This is a genomic window from Pseudomonas sp. KH_046_2 (genome assembly GCF_057838985.1).
In genome coordinates this window covers 1,732,791-1,752,285 of record NZ_CM174480.1, presented here as the reverse complement: position 1 = coordinate 1,752,285, position 19,495 = coordinate 1,732,791, and the positions used below count along the sequence as shown (strand labels likewise).

Genomic DNA, 19,495 nt, shown 5'->3' with positions numbered 1-19,495 from the left:
GCGTCAGCGCGCCTTTGCCAGTTCGCGTAAAAACTGCAGGGCCTCGGTGGCCAGCGGTTGATACTGGTTGAGAATGTCCGCCAGCCCGACCCAGACGATAAACAGGCCAAGCACCAGGGTCAGCGGGAAGCCGATGGAAAAGATGTTCAGTTGCGGCGCCGCCCGGGTCATCACGCCAAAGGCGATGTTGACCACCAGCAGCGCGGTGATGGCCGGCAGCACCAGCAACAGCGCCGCGCCGAGCACCCAACCCAGCTTGCCAGCGAGTTCCCAGTAATGATTGACCATCAGGCCGCTGCCGACCGGCAGCGTGGTGAAGCTCTCACTGAGTACCTCGAACACCACCAGATGGCCATTCATCGCCAGGAACATCAGCGTCACCAGCATGGTGAAGAACTGCCCGATCACCGCCACCGACACGCCGTTGGTAGGGTCGACCATCGAGGCGAAGCCCATGCCCATCTGGATCGCGACAATTTGCCCGGCGACCACAAACGCCTGGAAGAACAGCTGCAGCGAGAAGCCGAGGATCGCGCCGACGAGGATCTGCTCGGCAATCAGCAGCAAGCCGCTCAGGTCCAGCGCATTCACCGGTGGCATCGGCGGCAGGCCGGGCGCGATGACCACGGTGATGGCCAGGGCGAAATACAGGCGGATGCGCTTAGGTACCAGGGACGTGCCGAACACCGGCATGACCATCAGCAAGGCACCGACGCGAAACAGCGGCAACATGAACGCCGCCACCCAGGTGCTGATCTGGGTATCCGTCAACTGCAGCATTGAAGACATGGCTTAGCCGATGACCTGCGGAATACTGCCGTACAACTGCAGGATGTACTCCATGAAGGTCTGCACCAGCCACGGCCCGGCCACGATCAGGGTCACCAGCATCACCAGCAGGCGCGGCAGGAAGCTCAAGGTCTGTTCGTTGATCTGGGTGGCGGCCTGGAACATCGCCACGATCAGGCCCACCAGCAGGCTTGGAATCACCAACACGGCAACCATCAGCGTAGTCAGCCACAGCGCTTCGCGGAAGATGTCGACGGCTACTTCCGGCGTCATGGCGAGACACCGCCGAAGCTGCTGGCCAGGGTACCGATGATCAGCGCCCAGCCATCGACCAGAACGAACAGCATGATCTTGAACGGCAGGGAAATGATCAGCGGCGAGAGCATCATCATACCCATGGCCATCAGCACACTCGCCACGACCAGGTCGATGATCAGGAACGGAATAAAGATCATGAAGCCGATCTGGAACGCGGTTTTCAGCTCCGAAGTAACGAACGCCGGCACCAGGATGGTCAGTGGCGCCTGATCCGGAGTGGCAATGTCGGTGCGCTTGGACAAGCGCATGAACAGTTCCAGATCACTGGTGCGGGTCTGCGCCAGCATGAAGTCCTTGATCGGCACCTGGGCCTTGGCCACGGCATCCTGGGCGGTCATTTTTTCCGCCAGGTACGGCTGCAAGGCGTCCTGGTTCACCCGGTCGAACACCGGCGCCATGATGAACAGGGTCAGGAACAGCGCCATGCCGGTGAGAATCTGGTTCGATGGCGTTTGTTGCAGGCCAAGGGCCTGGCGCAGGATCGAGAAGACAATGATGATCCGGGTGAAACTGGTCATCAGCATGACAAACGCCGGGATAAAACTCAGCGCGGTCATGATCAGCAGGATTTGCAGGCTGACCGAGTATTCCTGGGCACCCTGCGCATTGGTGCCCAGAGTGATTGCCGGGATCGACAACGGGTCGGCGGCGAGCGCCAGCGGCGCCGCCAGCATCAGGGCCAGCGTCAAGACGATGCGCAGCGCAGCCATTACTTCTTATCCTTCTGATCCTTGCCCAACAGCTCCATCAGGCGCTGGGCAAACTCGGGGGTCGCGTTTTCAGTCGCGCTCGGCACCTGCACCGGCTCCTTGAGCACGTGCAACGCGGTGATGGTGCCGGGACTCAGGCCGAGCAGGATCTGCTCGTTACCGACCTGCACCAGCATCAGGCGGTCGCGCGGGCCGAGGGCTCGGGAGCCGATCAGCTCAATCACCTGGCCCTTGCCCGCAGGTCCGGCCTGCTGGACCCGGCGCAACAGCCAGGCGAGGAAGAAGATCAACCCCAGCACCAGCAACAAACCCAGCACAAGCTGCGTCAACTGCCCGGCTACACCACTGCTGGCCACAGGCGCAGCGGCAGTGGCAGCGGTCGCCACAGGCTCGGCCGCCAGCACGCTGAACGGCAACGCCGACAAAACCCCCAAAAGCCTTTTCACTTAGCGCAGCTTCTTGATGCGTTCGCTTGGGCTGATCACGTCCGTCAGGCGGATGCCGAACTTCTCGTTGACCACCACCACTTCGCCGTGGGCGATGAGCGTGCCATTGACCAGCACGTCCAGCGGCTCGCCGGCCAGGCGATCCAGCTCGATCACCGACCCCTGGTTCAGTTGCAGCAGGTTGCGGATGTTGATGTCGGTGCTGCCCACTTCCATGGAGATTGATACCGGGATATCGAGGATCACGTCCAGGTTCGGACCTTCGAGGCTGACCGGCTCGTTGTTTTTCGGCACGCTGCCGAACTCTTCCATTGGCAGGCGGTTGGACGCGGAACTGCTGGCATCGGCGGCCAGCAAGGCGTCGATATCGGCCTGCCCGGCATCACCGGTTTCTTCCAGGGCTGCTGCCCACTCATCGGCCAGAGCCTGGTCGTCTTGCGTGTTCATATTGTCAGTGTCCTCGGCGAGCAAAAGTTCAGAATTCGGTTAATCGCGAATGGGTACGAGCGCCGGTCAACGGCGCTCGATCGGCTCGATCACTTGCAACGCCAGGTTGCCCTTGTGCGAACCCATCTTGACCTTGAAGGCCGGCACACCGTTGGCGCGCATGATCATTTCTTCCGGCATGTCGACCGGGATCACGTCCCCCGGCTGCATGTGCAGGATGTCGCGCAGGCGCAACTGACGACGAGCCACCGTCGCCCCGATCGGCACGTCGACGTCCAGCACGTCCTGGCGCAGGGCGTTGACCCAGCGCTCGTCCTGGTCGTCGAGGTCCGACTGGAAGCCGGCGTCGAGCATTTCGCGCACTGGCTCGATCATCGAATACGGCATGGTCACGTGCAGGTCGCCGCCACCGCCATCGAGTTCGATGTGGAAGGTCGACACCACAATGGCTTCGCTCGGGCCGACGATGTTGGCCATGGCCGGGTTCACTTCCGAGTTGATGTACTCGAAGTTGACTTCCATGATCGCCTGCCAGGCTTCCTTCAAGTCGACGAACGCCTGCTCCAGCACCATGCGCACCACGCGCAGTTCGGTCGGCGTGAATTCACGCCCTTCGATCTTGGCGTGGCGGCCGTCGCCGCCGAAGAAGTTGTCCACCAGCTTGAACACCAGTTTGGCGTCGAGGATGAACAACGCGGTGCCGCGCAGGGGTTTGATCTTGACCAGGTTGAGACTGGTCGGCACGTACAGCGAGTGCACGTATTCGCCGAACTTCATCACCTGCACGCCGCCGACCGCCACGTCCGCCGAGCGACGCAGCATGTTGAACATGCTGATGCGTGTGTAGCGGGCGAAACGCTCGTTGATCATTTCCAGGGTCGGCATGCGTCCACGGACGATGCGATCCTGGCTGGTCAGGTCGTAGCTTTTGACGGTGCCCGGTTCGGCAGCGTTATCGGTCTGTACCAGACCATCGTCGACGCCATGTAACAGCGCGTCGATCTCATCCTGGGACAGCAGGTCCTGCACGGCCATGTCGTGTTCCTACTGCAGTACGAAATTAGTGAAAAGCAACTGTTCGATCACCACTTTGCCGAGCTCTTTCTGCGCCACTTCCTGGACGCTGGCGGTGGCTTTCTGCCGCAGCATTTCCTGGCCGACCGGCGAGGCGAGGGTCGCGAAGTCCTGCCCGGAGAACAGCATCACCAGGTTATTGCGGATCACCGGCATGTGGACCTTGAGCGCATCCAGATCCGCCTGGTTGCGCGCGAGCATGGTGATGCTCACTTGCATGTAGCGCTGGCGACCGTTCTGGTTGAAGTTGGCCACGAAAGCCGGTGCCATCGACTCGAAAATCGCTGGCTGCTTGCCGACAGGAGCGGTCTGCGCCTCAACCGCGGCAGGCTTGCTCTGAGCGCTGTGCATGAAGTACCAGGTCGCCCCCACGGACACACCGATCGCCAGCAGCAGGGCCACCACGATCACGATGATCAGCTTGAGTTTGCCTTTGGTTGCGGGGTCTTTTACTGCAGCGTCGCTCTTCGCCATGCCAATAATCCGTCACTATTCGGGTTTTCACAGTCGCACGGCAAGGCAAGAGCAAGTGTTATGCCAGAAGTGTCGGAGGGGATGGGTGGGCAAACTTGCAGCACGGAGAACACCACAAAACACTGTGGGAGCGGGCTTGCCCGCGATGGGGGCATGTCAGTCAACATCTTCATCGACTGCGACACCGCAATCGCGGGCAAGCCCGCTCCCACAGGTTTTTTTGTATAGCCTGGTCAGGCGTAGTAATCGACCGCGCTGGAGCCGATCACGCTGGTGGTATTGGCCGCGACCTCAGCGACGCTCGGGGTGATGTCTTCATCCATCGAATCGAGGCGACCGCCGCTGGCACTGGTCCGCCCGCTCTGGCTTTGCCCGGCTTGTTCCTGCCCTTGCTGCGAACCACGGGACTGGTCCGAAACATTGACATCGACCTGGCCCATGCCCTGTTGGGCAAACATGTCACGCAGGCGATGCATCTGCCCGTCCAGCGCTTCGCGAACACTTGGATGCGCACTCATGAACGTGACCTGGGTCTGTTGATCGGGAACCATGTTCACCCGAATGTCCAGGCGACCGAGTTCAGCGGGCTGCAACTGGATGTCCGCCGCCTTGAGGTTGGCGCTGGACAGGTACATGACCCGGTTCACCACCTCTTCAGTCCAGCCGCTCTGGTGCATGGCGATCGGCTGGTTCACCGGCAAGGCATTGGCGGTCTTCGGTGTGGCCGCCTGGGTCAGTGCGGCCAGACGGTTGGCGAAATCATCGACACGGGTGTCGCTGCTGGCGGACTTGAGATCTTTCAGGCCGTCATCGATCAAGCCGCTGAAAGCCTTGTCGTCGCCCTGACCGGCACTGCTCTTGTCGGCCTGAACATCCAGCATGGTCGCCATGCCGGCGGCAAAGTTCTGCGCCGACGTCAGCTCACCGTCAGCCTGGGCTTGCGCCTGGGTCGGTGCAGCCTTGGGCTGCGCCTGGCTGGAAGCCGATACGTGACCGCCCTGCTCCATCGCCAGGCGCACAGCCGGCAATGCGTCGAGCGGATCGGTCGAGGGATCGAAATCACCGTCAGTGCCGGTCGGAGCCGGAACGTTTGTAGCCGTGATCGCTGCCGCAACCGGCGCTTCAACCGTTGGCTGCACCGCATCGGCTACGGCAGGCGTTGTCGGCGCAGGCACCACTGGCTGTATGGCTTGCTGCAATGCAGGATCAAGCGCCGGGTCGAGCGATGCGGCATCGATGACCGGAGCCGGGTCGGCATCTGACGTTTCATCGCTGGCGGTCTTGTCGTCAGCCTGCGCCGAATGGTCGGCAGGCAAGGATTTGCCGCCATCGGCAACCATCGGTTCCTCGGTGGCAGACTTGTCCTCACCAGCGTCTTTTTTTTCGGCAACATCGCTGGTTTTGTCGCGACCCGGCCTGACCGGGGCATCCGCCACCGCATTGGGCTTGCCCTGGGCCTGGCTGGCATAGACATGAGCGAAGCTTGCAGCCTTGTCCCCGGGCTCAGCGGTCAGCGCCGGGGGATTGGCGGAGGCGGCTTGAGTCTTGGCCTGCCTGGCGGCCTGAAGCAGAATATCGGGAGTAACGGGCATGAAACGGTCTCCGCTGCACGGGGCTCGTAAGTACAGTTGGATGAGTTGACTGCAAAGGTCGAGCCAGTTTCACTCGTAGAAGAGCAAATGCAGCGTGTGCTCAGATTTTCGCCGGGCAACGCTGTCGTTCAGCTTCGTACAGAGGCCGGATACCGGCGAACTCGCGATCGATTTCGCCGACCAGCTCCTGAACGGCGGTGCATGGCAAGCTTCTGGCCTGCTGCTCAAGCTGGTGGCACAGCTCGGTCAGCCTGAGGGCGCCCATATTGCTGCTGCTGCCCTTGAAGCTATGGGCGGTTTCAACGAGCAGTGCGGCACTGTCAGCCGTTCTCAAGACTTTCAGGCGCTCTTCGGAGTCAGCAAGAAAGATATCCAGCAGATCCGGATAGCCCTCTTCCATCACTTCCTGCAAAGCACTCAGCACGTCGCGATCCACATGTGTGTCGTCCACTTGCTCACTCCTTGATCAAGAATGCGCGGATTATGCCAGAGCCTCCCAGATAAACTCCACGCGTGCACTTCGACCATCGTCGGTCCAGCGGGCATTACGCCCCAACTGACGGATCAGACTGACCCCACGTCCCGACAGGCGGATGTCTTCCAAAGGTCTTGCCATCACCCGCTCGACATCGAAACCCTTGCCACTGTCTTCGATGTGAATGGTCAGGCAACCGCCATCATCCGTTGGCGTCACCTGCAAATTTAACCGTACATAGCCTTCGCGCAGCTCGTCCAGCCGGGTATTGCGCTCTTGATAATACCGCGCAAACCCCGATGCATCGCGCTTGAGGTTCGAGTCCAGCCCCAGCACGCCATGCTCCAGCGCATTGGAATACAGTTCCGCCAGCACACTGTAGAGCTCACCGCTCTGAGCCCGAAGGCCATGGACCTCAAGCAGCAACTGCAACAGGTAGGGCAACGGGTTGAAGCGCTTGAGCGTGGCGGCGCGAAACTCGAAACTTACCGACCAGTCCAGCGGGCAGGACTGGCCGCTGTCGGAGTAGACCAATGCCGGCGGGGCGATCTGCGCCGGCTCGAGCAGGCTGATTTCGACCATGCTGACATCGTCGCGCGCTTCTCCGCCGAAATGACGCAGCGCCTGTTCGATCTCTTCGAACAGCACATCCGGCTGCCGATTGGCGGCAAACACCTGCTGCAATCGCTGCACGCCAAACAACTGATCATTGGCGTCACAGGTATCGATCACCCCATCGGACAGGAGAAACACCCGATCCCCGAGGGCCATGGGAAACACGTCGGTACGCTCATCGAAGGATTCCGGGCTCAGCACCCCCAAAGGCAGGTGCCGCGCCGGCAGAGGCGTTCGCTCGCCACTGGCGATGCGATGCAGGTAACCGTCCGGCATGCCGCCGTTCCAGACTTCCACCGAACGGCGCTGAAAACTCAGGCACAGCAACGTGGCACAGCAGAACATGTCCACCGGCAGGATGCGCTTGAGCTTGGCATTCATCTCGCGCAGGGTTTCCGCCAGGCCGTAGCCCTTGGCGGTCATCCCGTAGAAGACTTCGGCCAGGGGCATGGCGCCCACCGCCGCCGGCAGACCGTGGCCGGTGAAGTCGCCCAGCAGCACGTGCATGTCTCCGGCCGGGGTGAACGCGGCCAGCAACAGGTCGCCGTTGAACAGCGCATAGGGCGATTGCAGATAACGGATATTCGGTGCGCCATTCAGGCAGCCGGAGTGCGCCACCTTGTCGAAAACGGCCTTGGCCACGCGCTGTTCGTTGAGCAGGTAGTCGTGGTGCCGGGCGATCTGGTCACGCTGTTGCAGCACGGTGTCCTGCAAGCGCCGCAAGCGATCCATCGCCTTGATCTTGGCAGCGAGAATCACCTGGTTGTAGGGCTTTGCCAGAAAGTCGTCACCGCCGACCTCCAGGCAGCGGGCCAAGGCTTCGCTTTCGGACAAAGACGTGAGGAAGATGATCGGCACCAGGGTTTCCCCGGCCAGGGACTTGATTTGCCGGGCCGCCTCGAAGCCGTCCATGACCGGCATCATCGCATCCATCAACACCAGGTGCGGGTGATGCTGGCCAAACACCTCGACCGCTTCGGCGCCGTTGGCCGCCGTCAGCACGTCATGCCCCTGGCGGCGCAGGATACTCGACAACAGCAGGCGATCAGCAGCGCTGTCCTCGGCAATCAGGATCGTCAGCGACTCCAGTGGTTGCATGGCAATCAACTGATGTCGAACAGTTTGTCGAAGTTGGAGATGGCGAGGATTTTGCGCACGTCGGTACTGCTGTTGACGACACGCACATCGGAGTCGTCGCCACCGGCGTGATCGCGCAGCAAAAGCAGCATGCCCAGGGCCGAACTGTCGAGGTAAGTGGCGTCTTTCAGGTCGACCACGACCGCCGACAGCTGTTTATCTTCGTAGGACTGACGAAATTCCTGATGCTTGGCGAAATCGAAACGACCCTTGACCGAGATCGTCAGCTTTTGCCCGTCCTGGGACATTTCTGTAACGACTGACATTTAATGGCTTCCTTGTCTTTGGAAAACGTTTAGAAGGTTTAGCATCAGGAGGGAATGAGGGCAAGCCAGCCTGTTTTTTGAAAGCACGCTCAATAGGGATTCTCGCGTGGCAAGCGCTGGGACAATTCATCCAGCAGTTTCTGTTCGCGCCGGTCTTCAAGCGCCCGCGCCTCATCGGCATAGCGCTGAACCAGCTTGCGCAAGCCTTCGACCCGGGCAAACGCCTGCCGCCAGGTTTCCCGAGCCTTGTTCAGGTTGTTCTGATGCCAGGCCAGGCTTTGCCGCTGCTGGTCGATGGCCGTGCCCAGTTGCGCGAGAAAACCCTGATAGCCCAGCAACCACTGGCCCGAGACACCGCTGCTGCCGCGTACGATCCATTGTTCCTGATAGTCGAGACGGAAGGCTTCGAGGTCGGCGAGTTTGCTTTGTGCCAGGCGAACCTGCCCTTGAAAGTGCCCCAGGCGCTGGACCGCGGTTTTCTCGGCCTTTTCGGCCATTTCCACCACCGGCGCCAGCCTTCCTGCCCGACTCAGGGCCATGACCGCTTAACCGCCTGCCGCGGGCGCGAAGATCGAGGCCAGATACGCCTCGCTTTCGCCCAGGCTGATGCTGTCGTTGAGGCCCTGGCGCAGGTATTTGACCAATTGCGGTTGCAGGGAAATCGCCAGATCGGTCTCACGATCTCCGCCGGCGACATAGGCACCAACACTGATCAGGTCGCGGCTCTGCTGATAACGCGACCACAATTGCTTGAAATACTGCGCACGAGCCATGTGTTCCGGCGACACCACCGCCGGCATCACCCGGCTGATGGACGCTTCGATATCGATGGCCGGGTAATGCCCCTCTTCGGCCAGACGCCGGGACAATACGATGTGCCCGTCGAGTACGCCCCGCGCCGAGTCGGCAATCGGATCCTGCTGGTCATCGCCTTCGGACAGCACGGTGTAGAACGCGGTGATCGAACCCCCGCCCTTCTCCGCGTTGCCGGCCCGCTCCACCAGTTTCGGCAGTTTGGCGAACACCGACGGCGGATAGCCCTTGGTCGCTGGCGGTTCGCCGATGGCCAGGGCGATTTCCCGCTGGGCCTGGGCGAAACGGGTCAGCGAATCCATGAGCAACAGGACGTTCTTGCCCTTGTCGCGGAAATATTCGGCGATGCGCGTGCAGTACATGGCCGCGCGCAGTCGCATCAGCGGCGCATCGTCCGCCGGGGATGCCACCACCACCGAACGCTTGAGCCCTTCTTCACCTAGGATGTGCTCGATGAATTCTTTGACTTCACGACCCCGCTCACCGATCAGCCCGACGACGATGATGTCAGCCTCGGTGAAGCGGGTCATCATGCCCAACAGCACGGATTTACCGACACCGGTACCGGCGAACAGCCCGAGCCGCTGACCGCGACCGACCGTCAACATGCCGTTGATGCAACGGATGCCCACGTCCAGCGGTTCGCTGATCGGTTCGCGCTTGAGCGGGTTGATGGTCGGGCCGTCCATCGGCACCCAGTCCTCGGCCTTCATCCCGCCCTTGCCGTCCAGCGCACGACCGGCGCCATCGAGCACCCGCCCGAGCATGCTCATGCCCATCGGCAAGCGACCGGTATCGGACAGGGGAACAACGCGGGCGCCGGGTGCGATACCCGCAACGCTGCCGACAGGCATCAAAAAGACTTTGCTGCCGGAGAAGCCCATGACTTCGGCTTCAACTTGCACCGGGTGATAGCTGTCGTCGTTGATCACCATGCAGCGGCTGCCCATGGCGGCGCGCAGGCCTTCGGCTTCGAGGGTCAGGCCGACCATGCGTAGCAGGCGCCCCTCAAGGATCGGCGCGCCGGCCAACTCAGTCGCCTCGGCGTAACTGCCCAGGCGCTTGGCGAAGCTGGTGCGTTCAAGGCGCATCAGGTGCATCCGCTTCCGGCGCGGCCGCAGGCTTGCTGTCGATTGGCAGTTCCAGGCTCAGGTCCGGCGCGGCCGGGTGCAAGGCCTGCTCGTGCAACTGATCGAACAACTTGTCCATCACCTGCGCGATGCGGGTTTCCACCGTGGCGTCGATGCGGCTGTGTTCCGTCTCGACCCGGCAACCGCCAGGCAATAACGATTCGTCCTCGACGATGCGCCAGGTTTCTTCATGGCGTTCACGCAAGGCTTTGACCTGTGCGAAATCCTGCGGATTGATGTACAGCCGCACATTGCCCACGCCCAACGGCAACAGTTTGAGCGCCTCGCGCATCACGTGTTCGATCTGCGTCGAGTCGATGGCCAGTTCGCGCTGAATCACTTGTCTGGTGATGTGCTGCACGAGGTCGACCAGCGACTTTTCAATCTGGGTGTCCTGCTCGGCGATGGGCTCGAACAGGTGCGCCATCAACTGTTCCAGCCCGGCAAGCTTCGGCGCCAGCGCCTGTTCGGCTTCCTGACGGACCTTGAGCGTGGTGCTGTGAAAACCTTCCTTCTCACCTACCGCGAAACCTTCGTTGTAGGCTTCCTGGCGAATGCTTTCGAGCTCTTCGAGGGTCAGTGGCTGGACTTCCTCCAGCGGCACGTCCTCCATTTCCGGCGGCTCGGGTTCAGGCTCAGGTTCCGGCTCGGGTTCCGGCGGGTCGAAGCTGGGCAGCGCCCAGGTATCGAAGCCACTGACATCCCTGGCCCGGATCAGGTCAGTGGGTGCATCATCATTCTTGACCATGGTGTTAGATCATTTCCTCGCCGCCCTTGCCGCCGAGAACGATTTCTCCGGCTTCGGCCATACGGCGGGCGATGGTGAGGATTTCCTTCTGCGCGGTTTCCACGTCGCTGACGCGCACTGGCCCCTTGGCTTCCAGGTCGTCGCGCAACAGTTCCGCCGCACGCTTGGACATGTTCTTGAAGATCTTCTCCTTGACGCCTTCGTCCGACCCCTTGAGGGCCAGCACCAGCACATCGGAGGACACCTCGCGGAGCAGCGCCTGGATCCCGCGGTCGTCGACATCGGCCAGGTTGTTGAACACGAACATGAGGTCTTCGATCTGACCCGACAGGTCTTCGTCGACTTCGCGGATCGAGTCCATAAGCTGGCCTTCGATCGAGCTGTCGAGGAAGTTCATGATGTCCGCCGCACGCTTGATGCCACCCAGGGTGGTGCGCGAGGCATTCGAGTTGCCGGAGAACTGCTTCTCGAGAATCTGGTTGAGTTCTTTCAGGGCGGCTGGCTGTACGGTGTTCAGCGAGGAAACCCGCAGGATGATGTCCAGTCGCACCTTGTGGTCGAAGTTGCCAAGTACTTCACCGGCCTGGTCCGGATCGAGATACGCCACCACGATCGCCTGGATCTGCGGGTGCTCGTAACGGATCACGTCGGCGACGGCGCGCGGCTCCATCCACTTCAGGCTGTCGAGGCCGCTGGTGTTGCCACCGAGCAGGATGCGGTCGATCAGGCCGTTGGCCTTGTCTTCGCCCAGGGCCTGGGTGAGCATCTTGCGCACATAGTCATCGGAGCCGACGCCCAGGCTGGTCTGGTCGCCGACGATATCGACGAACTCGCTCATCACCTGCTCGACCTGCTCGCGGTGCACATTACCCATCTGGGCCATGGCCACGCCCACGCGCTGAACCTCTTTGGGCCCCATGTGGCGCAGCACCTGGGCAGCGTCGGTGGAGCCCAGGGACAGCAACAGGATTGCGGCTTTGTCGACCTTGGACAGTTTGGCGGCAACGGCTCGGTTATCACTCATCTGCGTTAATCCACTCTTTCACGACCTGGGCCACACGACCCGGATCTTCTGCCACCAGACTCTTGATTGCGTTCAACTGAGCGTCATAGCCTTCGCTCGGGCTCGGCAGCAGGATACTGGTCGGACCACCGAGGCTGACACGGTCGTTGGCCAGTTCGCCGTCCAGACCGCCCATGCCACCCAACTCGACGTCGCTACCGATACCGACCAGCTGCTTGCCCTTGCCACCACCGGTGATGTTGTTGAGCACCGGACGCAGCACGCCGAACACCAGCACCAAAATGAACAGCACGCCCAGCACTTGCTTGACAATGTCCCAGAACCAGGGCTGGGAGTAGAACGGAATTTCGGCAATCGCTTCACCGCGCTCGGCGGAGAACGGCATGTTGATCACACTGACGCTGTCACCACGGCTGGCATCGAAGCCGACCGCGTCCTGCACCAGGCGAGTGAAGCGCGCCAATTCATCGGCGGTCCACGGCGCACGGGTGGTTTCGCCGTTGGCCGGGTTGATCTTGACTTGATCATCGACCACCACCGACACCGACAGGCGATTCAAGCGACCCTGCTGCTGCTTGGTGTGGCTGATGGAACGGTCGAGTTCGAAGTTCTTGGTCGATTGTTGACGCTTGTCTGCCGGGTAGGGCGCGAGCATCGGCTGACCGGTGGCCGGGTCCATGATTTGCTGGCCGTTGGCATCGATCAGCGGCTGTCCTGGCTGCACCATGCCGGCCGACGCAGTGGCGCCACCGGTGGTCTGCGGCGCGGAGGCTGGCGACGGCGGCTGATTGCTCAAGGCACCCGGCACGCCTTGCGGGCCATTGCTGGCGGTACGTTGTTCGTTGACCGACTGTTCGCTGCGCAATGCCGGCTGATCCGGGTTGAATTGCTCGGATGTCGACTCGACCGCGCTGAAATCCACGTCAGCCGAAACTTCGGCCTTGTAACGGTCGTTGCCCAGCACCGGCTGCAGGATGTTGTGCACGCGCTGGGTGAGCATGCTTTCCATGCGACGGCTGTAGTCGAACTGCTTGCCGGCCATGGTCAGTTCGGAGTTTTCCGCCTGATCCGAGAGCAGGTTGCCCTTCTGGTCGACGACAGTGATTTGCGACTTGCTGAGTTCGGGAACGCTGGTGGCCACCAGATTGATGATGGCTACGACCTGGCCTGGCTCGAGGGAGCGACCGGAATAGAGTTCAACCAGAACCGACGCGCTCGGCTTGCGCTCGTCGCGCACGAACACCGAACTTTTCGGGATCGCCAGGTGCACACGGGCACCCTTGACGTTGTTCAGGCTGGAAATGGTGCGGGCCAGCTCGCCTTCGAGGCCGCGACGATAGCGGGTCGCTTCCATGAACTGGCTGGTGCCCAGTCCCTGTTCCTTGTCGAGGATTTCAAAACCGATGTTGCCGTCGCTGGGAGTGACACCAGCGCCCGCGAGCTTGAGCCGCGCACGGGACAGGTCATCGGCCTTGACCAGCAAGGCACCGGAATTGGGTTCGACGGTGTACGGGATATCGGCGGAGGCCAGGGTATCCATGACCTGCTTGGCGTCCATGCCGGCAAGGCTGCCGTACAGAGGCCGGTAGTCCGGTTGCTGGGACCACAACACCACGGCAAAACCAATCGCCACGCTCGCCGCCAGGCCGACCAACAGGCCCACCTGACGCAACATGGTCATCTCGGAGAGGTTTTCCAGGAAGGACAACCCGAACAGCGGCGGTTTGCCGTCAATTGGAGTGGCCTTGGCCGGAACGTTATCGGCGACTGCTTCTGCCATGACTCAATCTCGTCCTTTAAACCGGCATCTGCATGATGTCTTGGTAGGCCTGAACCACTTTGTTGCGCACCTGGGTCAACGCCTGGAACGACACGCTGGCCTTCTGCGATGAAATCATCACGTCCGTGAGATCGACGCCGCTTTTACCGATTTCGAACGCACTGGCCAGCTGAGTGGAAGCCTGCTGGGTGTCGTTCACTTTATTGATGGCCTGACCGAACATGTCGGAAAAGCTGCTGCCCGTCATTTCAGGGACGGCAGTCGATTTCGGCGCAGACATGGCATCCATTTGCATGGCGCGCATATCCAGCATCAACCGATTGAATTCAATACCTTGGCTCATGGTTTCTCTCTTTGGCGACCCGCATTTTTTTGACACTCACTCGACGGGTGATGAGGTGTTAGCAACAAGGGTGCCAGCTCCATGGCCACTCTGAACAAAAGCCTATCCTGAGCTTTATTCCGATCCCTGTAGGAGCGAGCTTGCTCGCGATGAATGCCGGGACACCGCGCGCCTTCAGACCAGCCGAGTTATCGTTAACGACCATCGCGAGCAGAGCTCGCTCCTACAGGGACACAATCAGGATCAGGTCGCGAACAAAAAGGCTTCCACATCCATGCCGGCATCGCGCATCTGCGCCAGCTTGTAGCGCAGGGTTCGCGGGCTGATACCCAGGCGCTCGGCCGCCTCTTTGCGACGACCGCGCTCGGCACGCAAGGTATCGATGATCATCTGGAATTCACGGCGACGCAGGTCATCGCCCAGCGCACCGGCCGACTCGGACTGGACTTCCACAGGACGCACCGACGCCTGCGCCAACGCAGGCAGTGGAGCGCAGGCCACCGGCCCGGCCAGGCAGAAATCCTGCGGCTGGATCAAGCCACCCTGCTGCAGAATCAGCGCACGCTGAATCGCGTTGTCCAGTTCACGCACGTTACCCGGCCACGGATAACCGATCAGGCACGCCTGGGCTTCGGACGACAATCTGGCAGCCGCATGCTTCATTTTATTGACGTGCCTGGCCAGCAGACGCTCGGCCAGTGGCAGGATGTCGGCGGTGCGCTCGCGCAACGGGCGCCAGGCCAGGGGAAACACCGACAGGCGATAATAAAGATCCTCACGGAAGCGCCCCGCCGCCACTTCACCCGCCAGGTCGCGATTGGTGGTGGCGACCACGCGAATGTCCAGCGTGATCGGCTGGCGCGCCCCAACCCTTTCGACCTCGCGCTCTTGCAACACGCGCAGCAGTTTGGCCTGGAGCCCCAAGGGCATTTCGGAAATTTCGTCGAGCAGAATGGTACCGCCGTCGGCCTGCTCGAACTTGCCGGCTTGCGCGGCAATGGCGCCGGTGAAGGAACCCTTCTCGTGCCCGAACAAGGTCGCTTCGAGCATGTTGTCCGGGATCGCCGCGCAGTTGATCGCAATGAACGGCTGACTGGCGCGATGAGAATGCTGGTGGATGTAGCGCGCCAGCACTTCCTTGCCCGTGCCGGACTCACCCGAGATCAACACCGTGGAATCGCTGCGTGCGACCCGCGCCGCCAACTCGAGTAGCTGTGCGCTCGCCGGCTCGAACGCTATCGGCCCTTCACCCTCGCTCTGGCCGAGCCGGCCCAGGGCATGGCGCCCCACCAGATCGAGCAACGCCTTGGGCTCGAATGGCTTGACCAGGTAGTCCGCCGCCCCTTGGCGCATCGCATCGACCGCACGTTCGACCGCACCGTGAGCCGTCATCAGCAACACCGGCAACTGCGGCTGCCGCGCTCGCAGCAGGCCCAACAACTGGTGGCCGTCCATGCCCGGCATGTTGACGTCGCTGATCACCAGACTGAAGGCGTCGCCGCCGACGGCAAGCAACGCCTCCTCTGCCGAACCCACGGCCTTGTAATCGTGCCCCGCGAGCAACAGCGTATCGGCCAGCGCCTCGCGCAATGCGCGGTCATCCTCGACCAATAAAACCTTGATACCCATCTGTGTCACTCCGCTCCTTGAGCGCTGCTGAACAACGGCAGGGTCACCTGCGCGCAGGTGCCGCGACCGAGCCGCGAGCGCAACTGCAATTGTCCCTGATGAGCACGCGCCACTGCCTTGACCACGGTCAGGCCAAGCCCTGTGCCGGTAGTCTTGGTGGTAAAAAAGGGTTCACCCAATCGCGCCAGAACGGCGGCATCGATACCGGAGCCACTGTCGCTGACACACAGGCGCAGGTTGTTGCCGCGGGTGTAGAGGTGAATCTTGAGGCGCAATTGGCCGGCACTGGCCTGAATGGCGTTCTCGATCAGATTGAGGATCGCACCGACCAGGGTGTCGCGATTGCACAGCAACTCCCCCGAGTGACTGTCGCACTGCCAGCGGATTGGCAGATCCTGTACGTGGGTCAGTGCCGCTGCCTGCAACGATTGCATCAGCTGACCGGGGGTCACGCGGTCGGTCAGCGGCAACTCGCCCCGGGCGAACACCAGCATATCGCGCACCTGGTGCTCCAGTTCGTGCAGACGCTCCTTGAGGCGCCCGGCAAAGCGCTGCTGGGTCGCGACCGGCAGCTCCTGCTCGGTCAAATGACTGGCATACAGCAACGCGGCGGACAACGGCGTGCGTATCTGATGAGCCAACGAAGCGACCATGCGCCCCAACGACGACAGGCGTTCATGACGGGCCAGTTGATCCTGCAGATGGCGGGTTTCGGTCAGGTCGTTGAGCAACACCAACTGGCCAGGCTCGGCGTCCAGCGAGCGCGTGGCGATCGACAGGCGCCGCCCATCTTTGAGGGAGACTTCATGGCCATCGTCTTCGCGCGGCGCAAAACAGCGGGCAATGACGTGGCGCCACAACTCACCCTCCAGCGGCAACCCCAGCAACTCGCACGCCGCCGGATTGGCTTCGCGCACAATGCCCTGGGCATCAATGACGATGACACCGCCAGGTAACAGATCGAGGAGGTTTTGCAGGCGGTTGGCCAGGCGTTCTTTTTCAGCCAGTTCCTGCATGCGCTGGGCGCTGACCACCGCCAGTTCACCCTTGAGCTCGGTGACCCGGGCTTCAAGCATGCTGTAGGAATCGGTCAACTGACTGGACATCTGATTGAACAGCGCGAATGCCTGCTCAAGGCCAAGCCGGCTCGCCTGCTCTACGGACGACGGTTGCCGCGAAGCATCAGGGACAGGAGACATCTGGGCGGCTTGGGGCATCGTGCTCTCTCGCTTGGCTGACCGTCAGTGAAACGGAACGTTGCGAGGGACGTAGCAATACCCGTGCCTAAAAAAAATTGCTTATAAATGAATTAGTTGAAAAACAGGCGTCAATCATCCGCCTGTTCGTCTCCATCACGACGGCTCATGCCGTACTTGCGCATCTTTTCCACCAGCGTGGTACGACGAATGCGCAGGCGCTCAGCGGCGCGGGCCACAATGCCGTTGGCATCATCCAGCGCCTGCTGGATCAACCCTTGCTCCAGACCACCGAGGTAGTCCTTCAGGTCCAGGCCCTCCGGCGGCAGCATGGCATTGGCGGTGAAGTCCTGGGTATGGCCGTTGATGGCCACGCGCTCCTCCAGATCGCTGCGCAGGCTGTCGACCATCTGCTCGTCTTCATCGTCGACGTAGCGGAATTTCTTCGGCAACTCGACCACGCCGATCACGCCGTATGGATGCATGATCGCCATGCGCTCCACCAGGTTGGCCAGTTCGCGGACGTTGCCCGGCCAGCCATGGCGGCACAGCGACATGATCGCCGCAGAGTTGAAACGGATCGAACCGCGCTTCTCGTGCTCCATGCGCGAGATCAGTTCATTCATCAGCAGCGGAATGTCTTCGACGCGCTCACGCAACGGCGCCATCTCGATCGGGAACACATTCAGGCGGTAGTACAGATCTTCGCGGAAGGTACCGAACTCGATCATGCTTTCGAGATTCTTGTGGGTCGCGGCAATGATGCGCACATCGACGCTCTGGGTCTTGTTGCTGCCCACGCGTTCGAAGGTGCGCTCCTGCAACACGCGCAGCAACTTGACCTGCATCGGCAGCGGCATATCGCCGATTTCATCGAGGAACAGGGTGCCGCCGTTGGCCAGTTCAAATCGACCGGCGCGGCTGGTGATCGCCCCGGTGAAGGCGCCCTTCTCATGGCCGAACAATTCGCTTTCCAGCAACTCGGCCGGGATCGCCCCGCAGTTGACCGGTACGAACGGCGCTTCGCGGCGCTTGGAATGGTAATGCAGGTTGCGCGCAACCACTTCCTTGCCAGTGCCGGACTCACCGAGGATCAGCACGCTGGCATCGGTGTCGGCGACCTGCTGCATCATCTGCCGGACGTGTTGAATCGCCCGACTGGTGCCGACAAGGCTGCGGAAAAGATTGGGTTCGCGATGACGACCGCGCTCGCGGGCCTGGTCGTACATCTCGCGATAGACCTGGGCACGGTGCAGCGAATCGAGCAATTTGCTGTAGCTGGGCGGCATTTCGAGGGTCGAAAGCACTCGCCGACGCTGGTCTTCCGGCAGGTCAATGGAAGAATTATCGCCCATTAACAAAACCGGAAGGAACTCATCCCATGTCGAGAGTGTCTTTAGCAAGCCCAGTAGCGAACCAGGAGCATTGACCGTCCCGATCAGGACACAGATCACTTCACGACTTGACGACAAAGAGCCGACAGCCTGCTGCCAGTCATGGCTACCGCAGGGTAAATTTTCTTCGCCGAGAAAATTCAAAATCACCGCCAGGTCGCGGCGGCGGACGCTATCGTCATCGATCAGCAGAATTTTGGTTTCACGCCACATGCAATAGCAACTTCCCTAGTCAACTCGATGCCCAAAATGCTGGGGCAAGCTAAACGCTTGCAGGCACAAATATGCCTGAAGACGACTGAAATCTGGAACAGCCACTAGTTAAGTCAAAAAACCGTGCACAGTCAAATTTATGGCGCACTATGTTTGGATTAACTGGCGTCAATTAACCAAACAGATGGTAAACCTTTGACGCCTTTTGTGCTTGGTTGATCTGCGACATCTCTTCGACTATCGCCTGGCGCTCGCCCATCGTTGCGGTAAGTAAGTCTTTATAGACGGCCAGCAGCCCTTCCAAATTAGTGCGCAACGCTACTTCGTCGATCGGCGCTTCACTCAGCACCTCATCGACGCAATCTCGACAGGCCGCATCCAGTTCGCCAATAGCATCCCAGTCGCGCGCCGCCAGGGCATCGACCAGGGCCTCACGAGTTTCTTCAATTCGCTGCAGTGCTTGACTCATGACGTCATCCTCGGCCGTCAGGCCTGTGGGCTGGCAATCGCATCCCATCCGCTTTTCAGGGTTTCGAGCAAACCTGATACTTCGTCGATGATTGCCGCGTTGTTATCGCGGTTGGCTTCCATCAGACGCGTCATCATGTAGGCGTACAAATTGTCGAGCTGCTGCAGCGATGCCGGATCTTCGGTCTTTTCCGGATTCAAGCCATCGCGCAGGCCAATGATGATGTCTACGGCCTTGCCCATCATCAACCCCTTGAGTGCGATGTCACCACGTTCCATGGCGCCCTTGGCCTGAGCCATGCGATCCAGCCCACCCTCCATCAGCAACTGCACTAGGCGATGGGGGTTGGCTTCAGAGATCTGAGCATGGGAATTGACCTTCTGATATTGGCGAAGGGCTCTCATGGGGTTCAT

Annotated in this window: 22 protein-coding genes; all 22 read right to left on the bottom strand. The window is 61.1% G+C overall.

Features of this window, described 5'->3' with window-relative positions; all coding sequences use genetic code 11:
* Positions 1 to 3 precede the first annotated feature (3 nt).
* A complete protein-coding gene (gene fliR / locus AC3IX1_RS07945; RefSeq protein ID WP_489387765.1) occupies positions 4 to 789 on the bottom strand; it encodes a flagellar biosynthetic protein FliR in 786 nt (261 codons plus the stop codon).
* Between the two features lie 3 nt (positions 790 to 792).
* Positions 793 to 1,062 (bottom strand): flagellar biosynthesis protein FliQ, encoded by a 270-nt coding sequence (gene fliQ / locus AC3IX1_RS07940; protein WP_008058625.1) that lies wholly within the window; start codon positions 1,060 to 1,062, stop codon positions 793 to 795.
* Positions 1,059 to 1,817 carry a flagellar type III secretion system pore protein FliP gene (gene fliP / locus AC3IX1_RS07935; RefSeq protein WP_489387764.1) on the bottom strand — a complete coding sequence of 253 codons (759 nt, stop codon included), beginning with the start codon at positions 1,815 to 1,817 and terminating at the stop codon, positions 1,059 to 1,061. Before fliP ends, fliQ begins: the two co-directional genes overlap by 4 nt.
* Positions 1,817 to 2,263 (bottom strand): flagellar biosynthetic protein FliO, encoded by a 447-nt coding sequence (gene fliO, locus AC3IX1_RS07930; protein WP_489387763.1) that lies wholly within the window; start codon positions 2,261 to 2,263, stop codon positions 1,817 to 1,819. Before fliO ends, fliP begins: the two co-directional genes overlap by 1 nt.
* Positions 2,264 to 2,710, bottom strand: coding sequence for a flagellar motor switch protein FliN (gene fliN / locus AC3IX1_RS07925; protein WP_489387762.1), 447 nt, complete (start codon positions 2,708 to 2,710; stop codon positions 2,264 to 2,266). It lies immediately after the preceding gene.
* Between the two features lie 66 nt (positions 2,711 to 2,776).
* Positions 2,777 to 3,745, bottom strand: a complete 969-nt coding sequence (fliM, locus tag AC3IX1_RS07920) for a flagellar motor switch protein FliM (protein WP_046037701.1) — start codon at positions 3,743 to 3,745, stop codon at positions 2,777 to 2,779.
* Positions 3,746 to 3,754: 9 nt separating this feature from the next.
* Positions 3,755 to 4,258, bottom strand: coding sequence for a flagellar basal body-associated protein FliL (gene fliL / locus AC3IX1_RS07915; RefSeq protein WP_489387761.1), 504 nt, complete (start codon positions 4,256 to 4,258; stop codon positions 3,755 to 3,757).
* 233 nt (positions 4,259 to 4,491) lie between these two features.
* Positions 4,492 to 5,850 (bottom strand): flagellar hook-length control protein FliK, encoded by a 1,359-nt coding sequence (locus tag AC3IX1_RS07910; RefSeq protein WP_489387760.1) that lies wholly within the window; start codon positions 5,848 to 5,850, stop codon positions 4,492 to 4,494.
* 100 nt (positions 5,851 to 5,950) lie between these two features.
* Positions 5,951 to 6,301, bottom strand: coding sequence for an Hpt domain-containing protein (locus AC3IX1_RS07905; RefSeq protein ID WP_489387759.1), 351 nt, complete (start codon positions 6,299 to 6,301; stop codon positions 5,951 to 5,953).
* A 30-nt stretch (positions 6,302 to 6,331) separates the two neighbouring features.
* Positions 6,332 to 8,038, bottom strand: coding sequence for an ATP-binding SpoIIE family protein phosphatase (locus AC3IX1_RS07900; protein ID WP_489387758.1), 1,707 nt, complete (start codon positions 8,036 to 8,038; stop codon positions 6,332 to 6,334).
* 5 nt (positions 8,039 to 8,043) lie between these two features.
* Positions 8,044 to 8,343 (bottom strand): STAS domain-containing protein, encoded by a 300-nt coding sequence (locus AC3IX1_RS07895; RefSeq protein WP_347911189.1) that lies wholly within the window; start codon positions 8,341 to 8,343, stop codon positions 8,044 to 8,046.
* A gap of 89 nt (positions 8,344 to 8,432) precedes the next feature.
* Positions 8,433 to 8,882, bottom strand: a complete 450-nt coding sequence (fliJ, locus tag AC3IX1_RS07890) for a flagellar export protein FliJ (protein ID WP_489387757.1) — start codon at positions 8,880 to 8,882, stop codon at positions 8,433 to 8,435.
* A gap of 6 nt (positions 8,883 to 8,888) precedes the next feature.
* Positions 8,889 to 10,247, bottom strand: coding sequence for a flagellar protein export ATPase FliI (gene fliI, locus AC3IX1_RS07885; RefSeq protein WP_150724464.1), 1,359 nt, complete (start codon positions 10,245 to 10,247; stop codon positions 8,889 to 8,891).
* Positions 10,237 to 11,034 (bottom strand): flagellar assembly protein FliH, encoded by a 798-nt coding sequence (gene fliH / locus AC3IX1_RS07880; protein ID WP_489387756.1) that lies wholly within the window; start codon positions 11,032 to 11,034, stop codon positions 10,237 to 10,239. The genes fliI and fliH overlap by 11 nt, the downstream gene beginning before the upstream one ends.
* Before the next feature lie 4 nt (positions 11,035 to 11,038).
* Positions 11,039 to 12,058: a flagellar motor switch protein FliG gene (fliG, locus tag AC3IX1_RS07875; RefSeq protein WP_007983391.1), complete on the bottom strand. Its 1,020-nt coding sequence runs from the start codon at positions 12,056 to 12,058 to the stop codon at positions 11,039 to 11,041.
* Complete coding sequence (gene fliF, locus AC3IX1_RS07870; protein WP_489387755.1) at positions 12,051 to 13,838, bottom strand: flagellar basal-body MS-ring/collar protein FliF; 1,788 nt, start codon at positions 13,836 to 13,838, stop codon at positions 12,051 to 12,053. The genes fliG and fliF overlap by 8 nt, the downstream gene beginning before the upstream one ends.
* 16 nt (positions 13,839 to 13,854) lie before the next feature.
* Positions 13,855 to 14,181 (bottom strand): flagellar hook-basal body complex protein FliE, encoded by a 327-nt coding sequence (fliE, locus tag AC3IX1_RS07865; RefSeq protein WP_008052868.1) that lies wholly within the window; start codon positions 14,179 to 14,181, stop codon positions 13,855 to 13,857.
* A gap of 243 nt (positions 14,182 to 14,424) precedes the next feature.
* Positions 14,425 to 15,810: a sigma-54-dependent transcriptional regulator gene (locus AC3IX1_RS07860; RefSeq protein WP_489387754.1), complete on the bottom strand. Its 1,386-nt coding sequence runs from the start codon at positions 15,808 to 15,810 to the stop codon at positions 14,425 to 14,427.
* Positions 15,811 to 15,815: 5 nt separating this feature from the next.
* Positions 15,816 to 17,009, bottom strand: coding sequence for a sensor histidine kinase (locus AC3IX1_RS07855; protein WP_489388702.1), 1,194 nt, complete (start codon positions 17,007 to 17,009; stop codon positions 15,816 to 15,818).
* 128 nt (positions 17,010 to 17,137) lie between these two features.
* The gene (locus AC3IX1_RS07850; protein ID WP_489387753.1) at positions 17,138 to 18,613 is read right to left on the bottom strand and encodes a sigma-54-dependent transcriptional regulator; all 1,476 of its coding nucleotides are present in this window, start codon (positions 18,611 to 18,613) and stop codon (positions 17,138 to 17,140) included.
* Between the two features lie 172 nt (positions 18,614 to 18,785).
* Entirely contained in the window at positions 18,786 to 19,082 is a 297-nt protein-coding gene (fliT, locus tag AC3IX1_RS07845) for a flagellar protein FliT (protein ID WP_489387752.1), read from the bottom strand.
* Positions 19,083 to 19,099: 17 nt separating this feature from the next.
* Positions 19,100 to 19,495, bottom strand: a complete 396-nt coding sequence (gene fliS / locus AC3IX1_RS07840) for a flagellar export chaperone FliS (RefSeq protein WP_489387751.1) — start codon at positions 19,493 to 19,495, stop codon at positions 19,100 to 19,102.

What these genes read in the sequence shown, in the direction of transcription:
- fliR (WP_489387765.1), bottom strand. Translation starts at nt 789, where the DNA reads ATGTCTTCAATGCTGCAGTTGACGGATACCCAGATCAGCACCTGGGTG.
- fliQ (WP_008058625.1), bottom strand. Translation starts at nt 1,062, where the DNA reads ATGACGCCGGAAGTAGCCGTCGACATCTTCCGCGAAGCGCTGTGGCTG.
- fliP (WP_489387764.1), bottom strand. Translation starts at nt 1,817, where the DNA reads ATGGCTGCGCTGCGCATCGTCTTGACGCTGGCCCTGATGCTGGCGGCG.
- fliN (WP_489387762.1), bottom strand. Translation starts at nt 2,710, where the DNA reads ATGAACACGCAAGACGACCAGGCTCTGGCCGATGAGTGGGCAGCAGCC.
- fliM (WP_046037701.1), bottom strand. Translation starts at nt 3,745, where the DNA reads ATGGCCGTGCAGGACCTGCTGTCCCAGGATGAGATCGACGCGCTGTTA.
- fliL (WP_489387761.1), bottom strand. Translation starts at nt 4,258, where the DNA reads ATGGCGAAGAGCGACGCTGCAGTAAAAGACCCCGCAACCAAAGGCAAA.
- AC3IX1_RS07910 (WP_489387760.1), bottom strand. Translation starts at nt 5,850, where the DNA reads ATGCCCGTTACTCCCGATATTCTGCTTCAGGCCGCCAGGCAGGCCAAG.
- AC3IX1_RS07900 (WP_489387758.1), bottom strand. Translation starts at nt 8,038, where the DNA reads ATGCAACCACTGGAGTCGCTGACGATCCTGATTGCCGAGGACAGCGCT.
- AC3IX1_RS07895 (WP_347911189.1), bottom strand. Translation starts at nt 8,343, where the DNA reads ATGTCAGTCGTTACAGAAATGTCCCAGGACGGGCAAAAGCTGACGATC.
- fliJ (WP_489387757.1), bottom strand. Translation starts at nt 8,882, where the DNA reads ATGGCCCTGAGTCGGGCAGGAAGGCTGGCGCCGGTGGTGGAAATGGCC.
- fliI (WP_150724464.1), bottom strand. Translation starts at nt 10,247, where the DNA reads ATGCGCCTTGAACGCACCAGCTTCGCCAAGCGCCTGGGCAGTTACGCC.
- fliH (WP_489387756.1), bottom strand. Translation starts at nt 11,034, where the DNA reads ATGGTCAAGAATGATGATGCACCCACTGACCTGATCCGGGCCAGGGAT.
- fliG (WP_007983391.1), bottom strand. Translation starts at nt 12,058, where the DNA reads ATGAGTGATAACCGAGCCGTTGCCGCCAAACTGTCCAAGGTCGACAAA.
- fliF (WP_489387755.1), bottom strand. Translation starts at nt 13,838, where the DNA reads ATGGCAGAAGCAGTCGCCGATAACGTTCCGGCCAAGGCCACTCCAATT.
- fliE (WP_008052868.1), bottom strand. Translation starts at nt 14,181, where the DNA reads ATGAGCCAAGGTATTGAATTCAATCGGTTGATGCTGGATATGCGCGCC.
- AC3IX1_RS07860 (WP_489387754.1), bottom strand. Translation starts at nt 15,810, where the DNA reads ATGGGTATCAAGGTTTTATTGGTCGAGGATGACCGCGCATTGCGCGAG.
- AC3IX1_RS07855 (WP_489388702.1), bottom strand. Translation starts at nt 17,009, where the DNA reads ATGTCTCCTGTCCCTGATGCTTCGCGGCAACCGTCGTCCGTAGAGCAG.
- AC3IX1_RS07850 (WP_489387753.1), bottom strand. Translation starts at nt 18,613, where the DNA reads ATGTGGCGTGAAACCAAAATTCTGCTGATCGATGACGATAGCGTCCGC.
- fliT (WP_489387752.1), bottom strand. Translation starts at nt 19,082, where the DNA reads ATGAGTCAAGCACTGCAGCGAATTGAAGAAACTCGTGAGGCCCTGGTC.
- fliS (WP_489387751.1), bottom strand. Translation starts at nt 19,495, where the DNA reads ATGAACCCCATGAGAGCCCTTCGCCAATATCAGAAGGTCAATTCCCAT.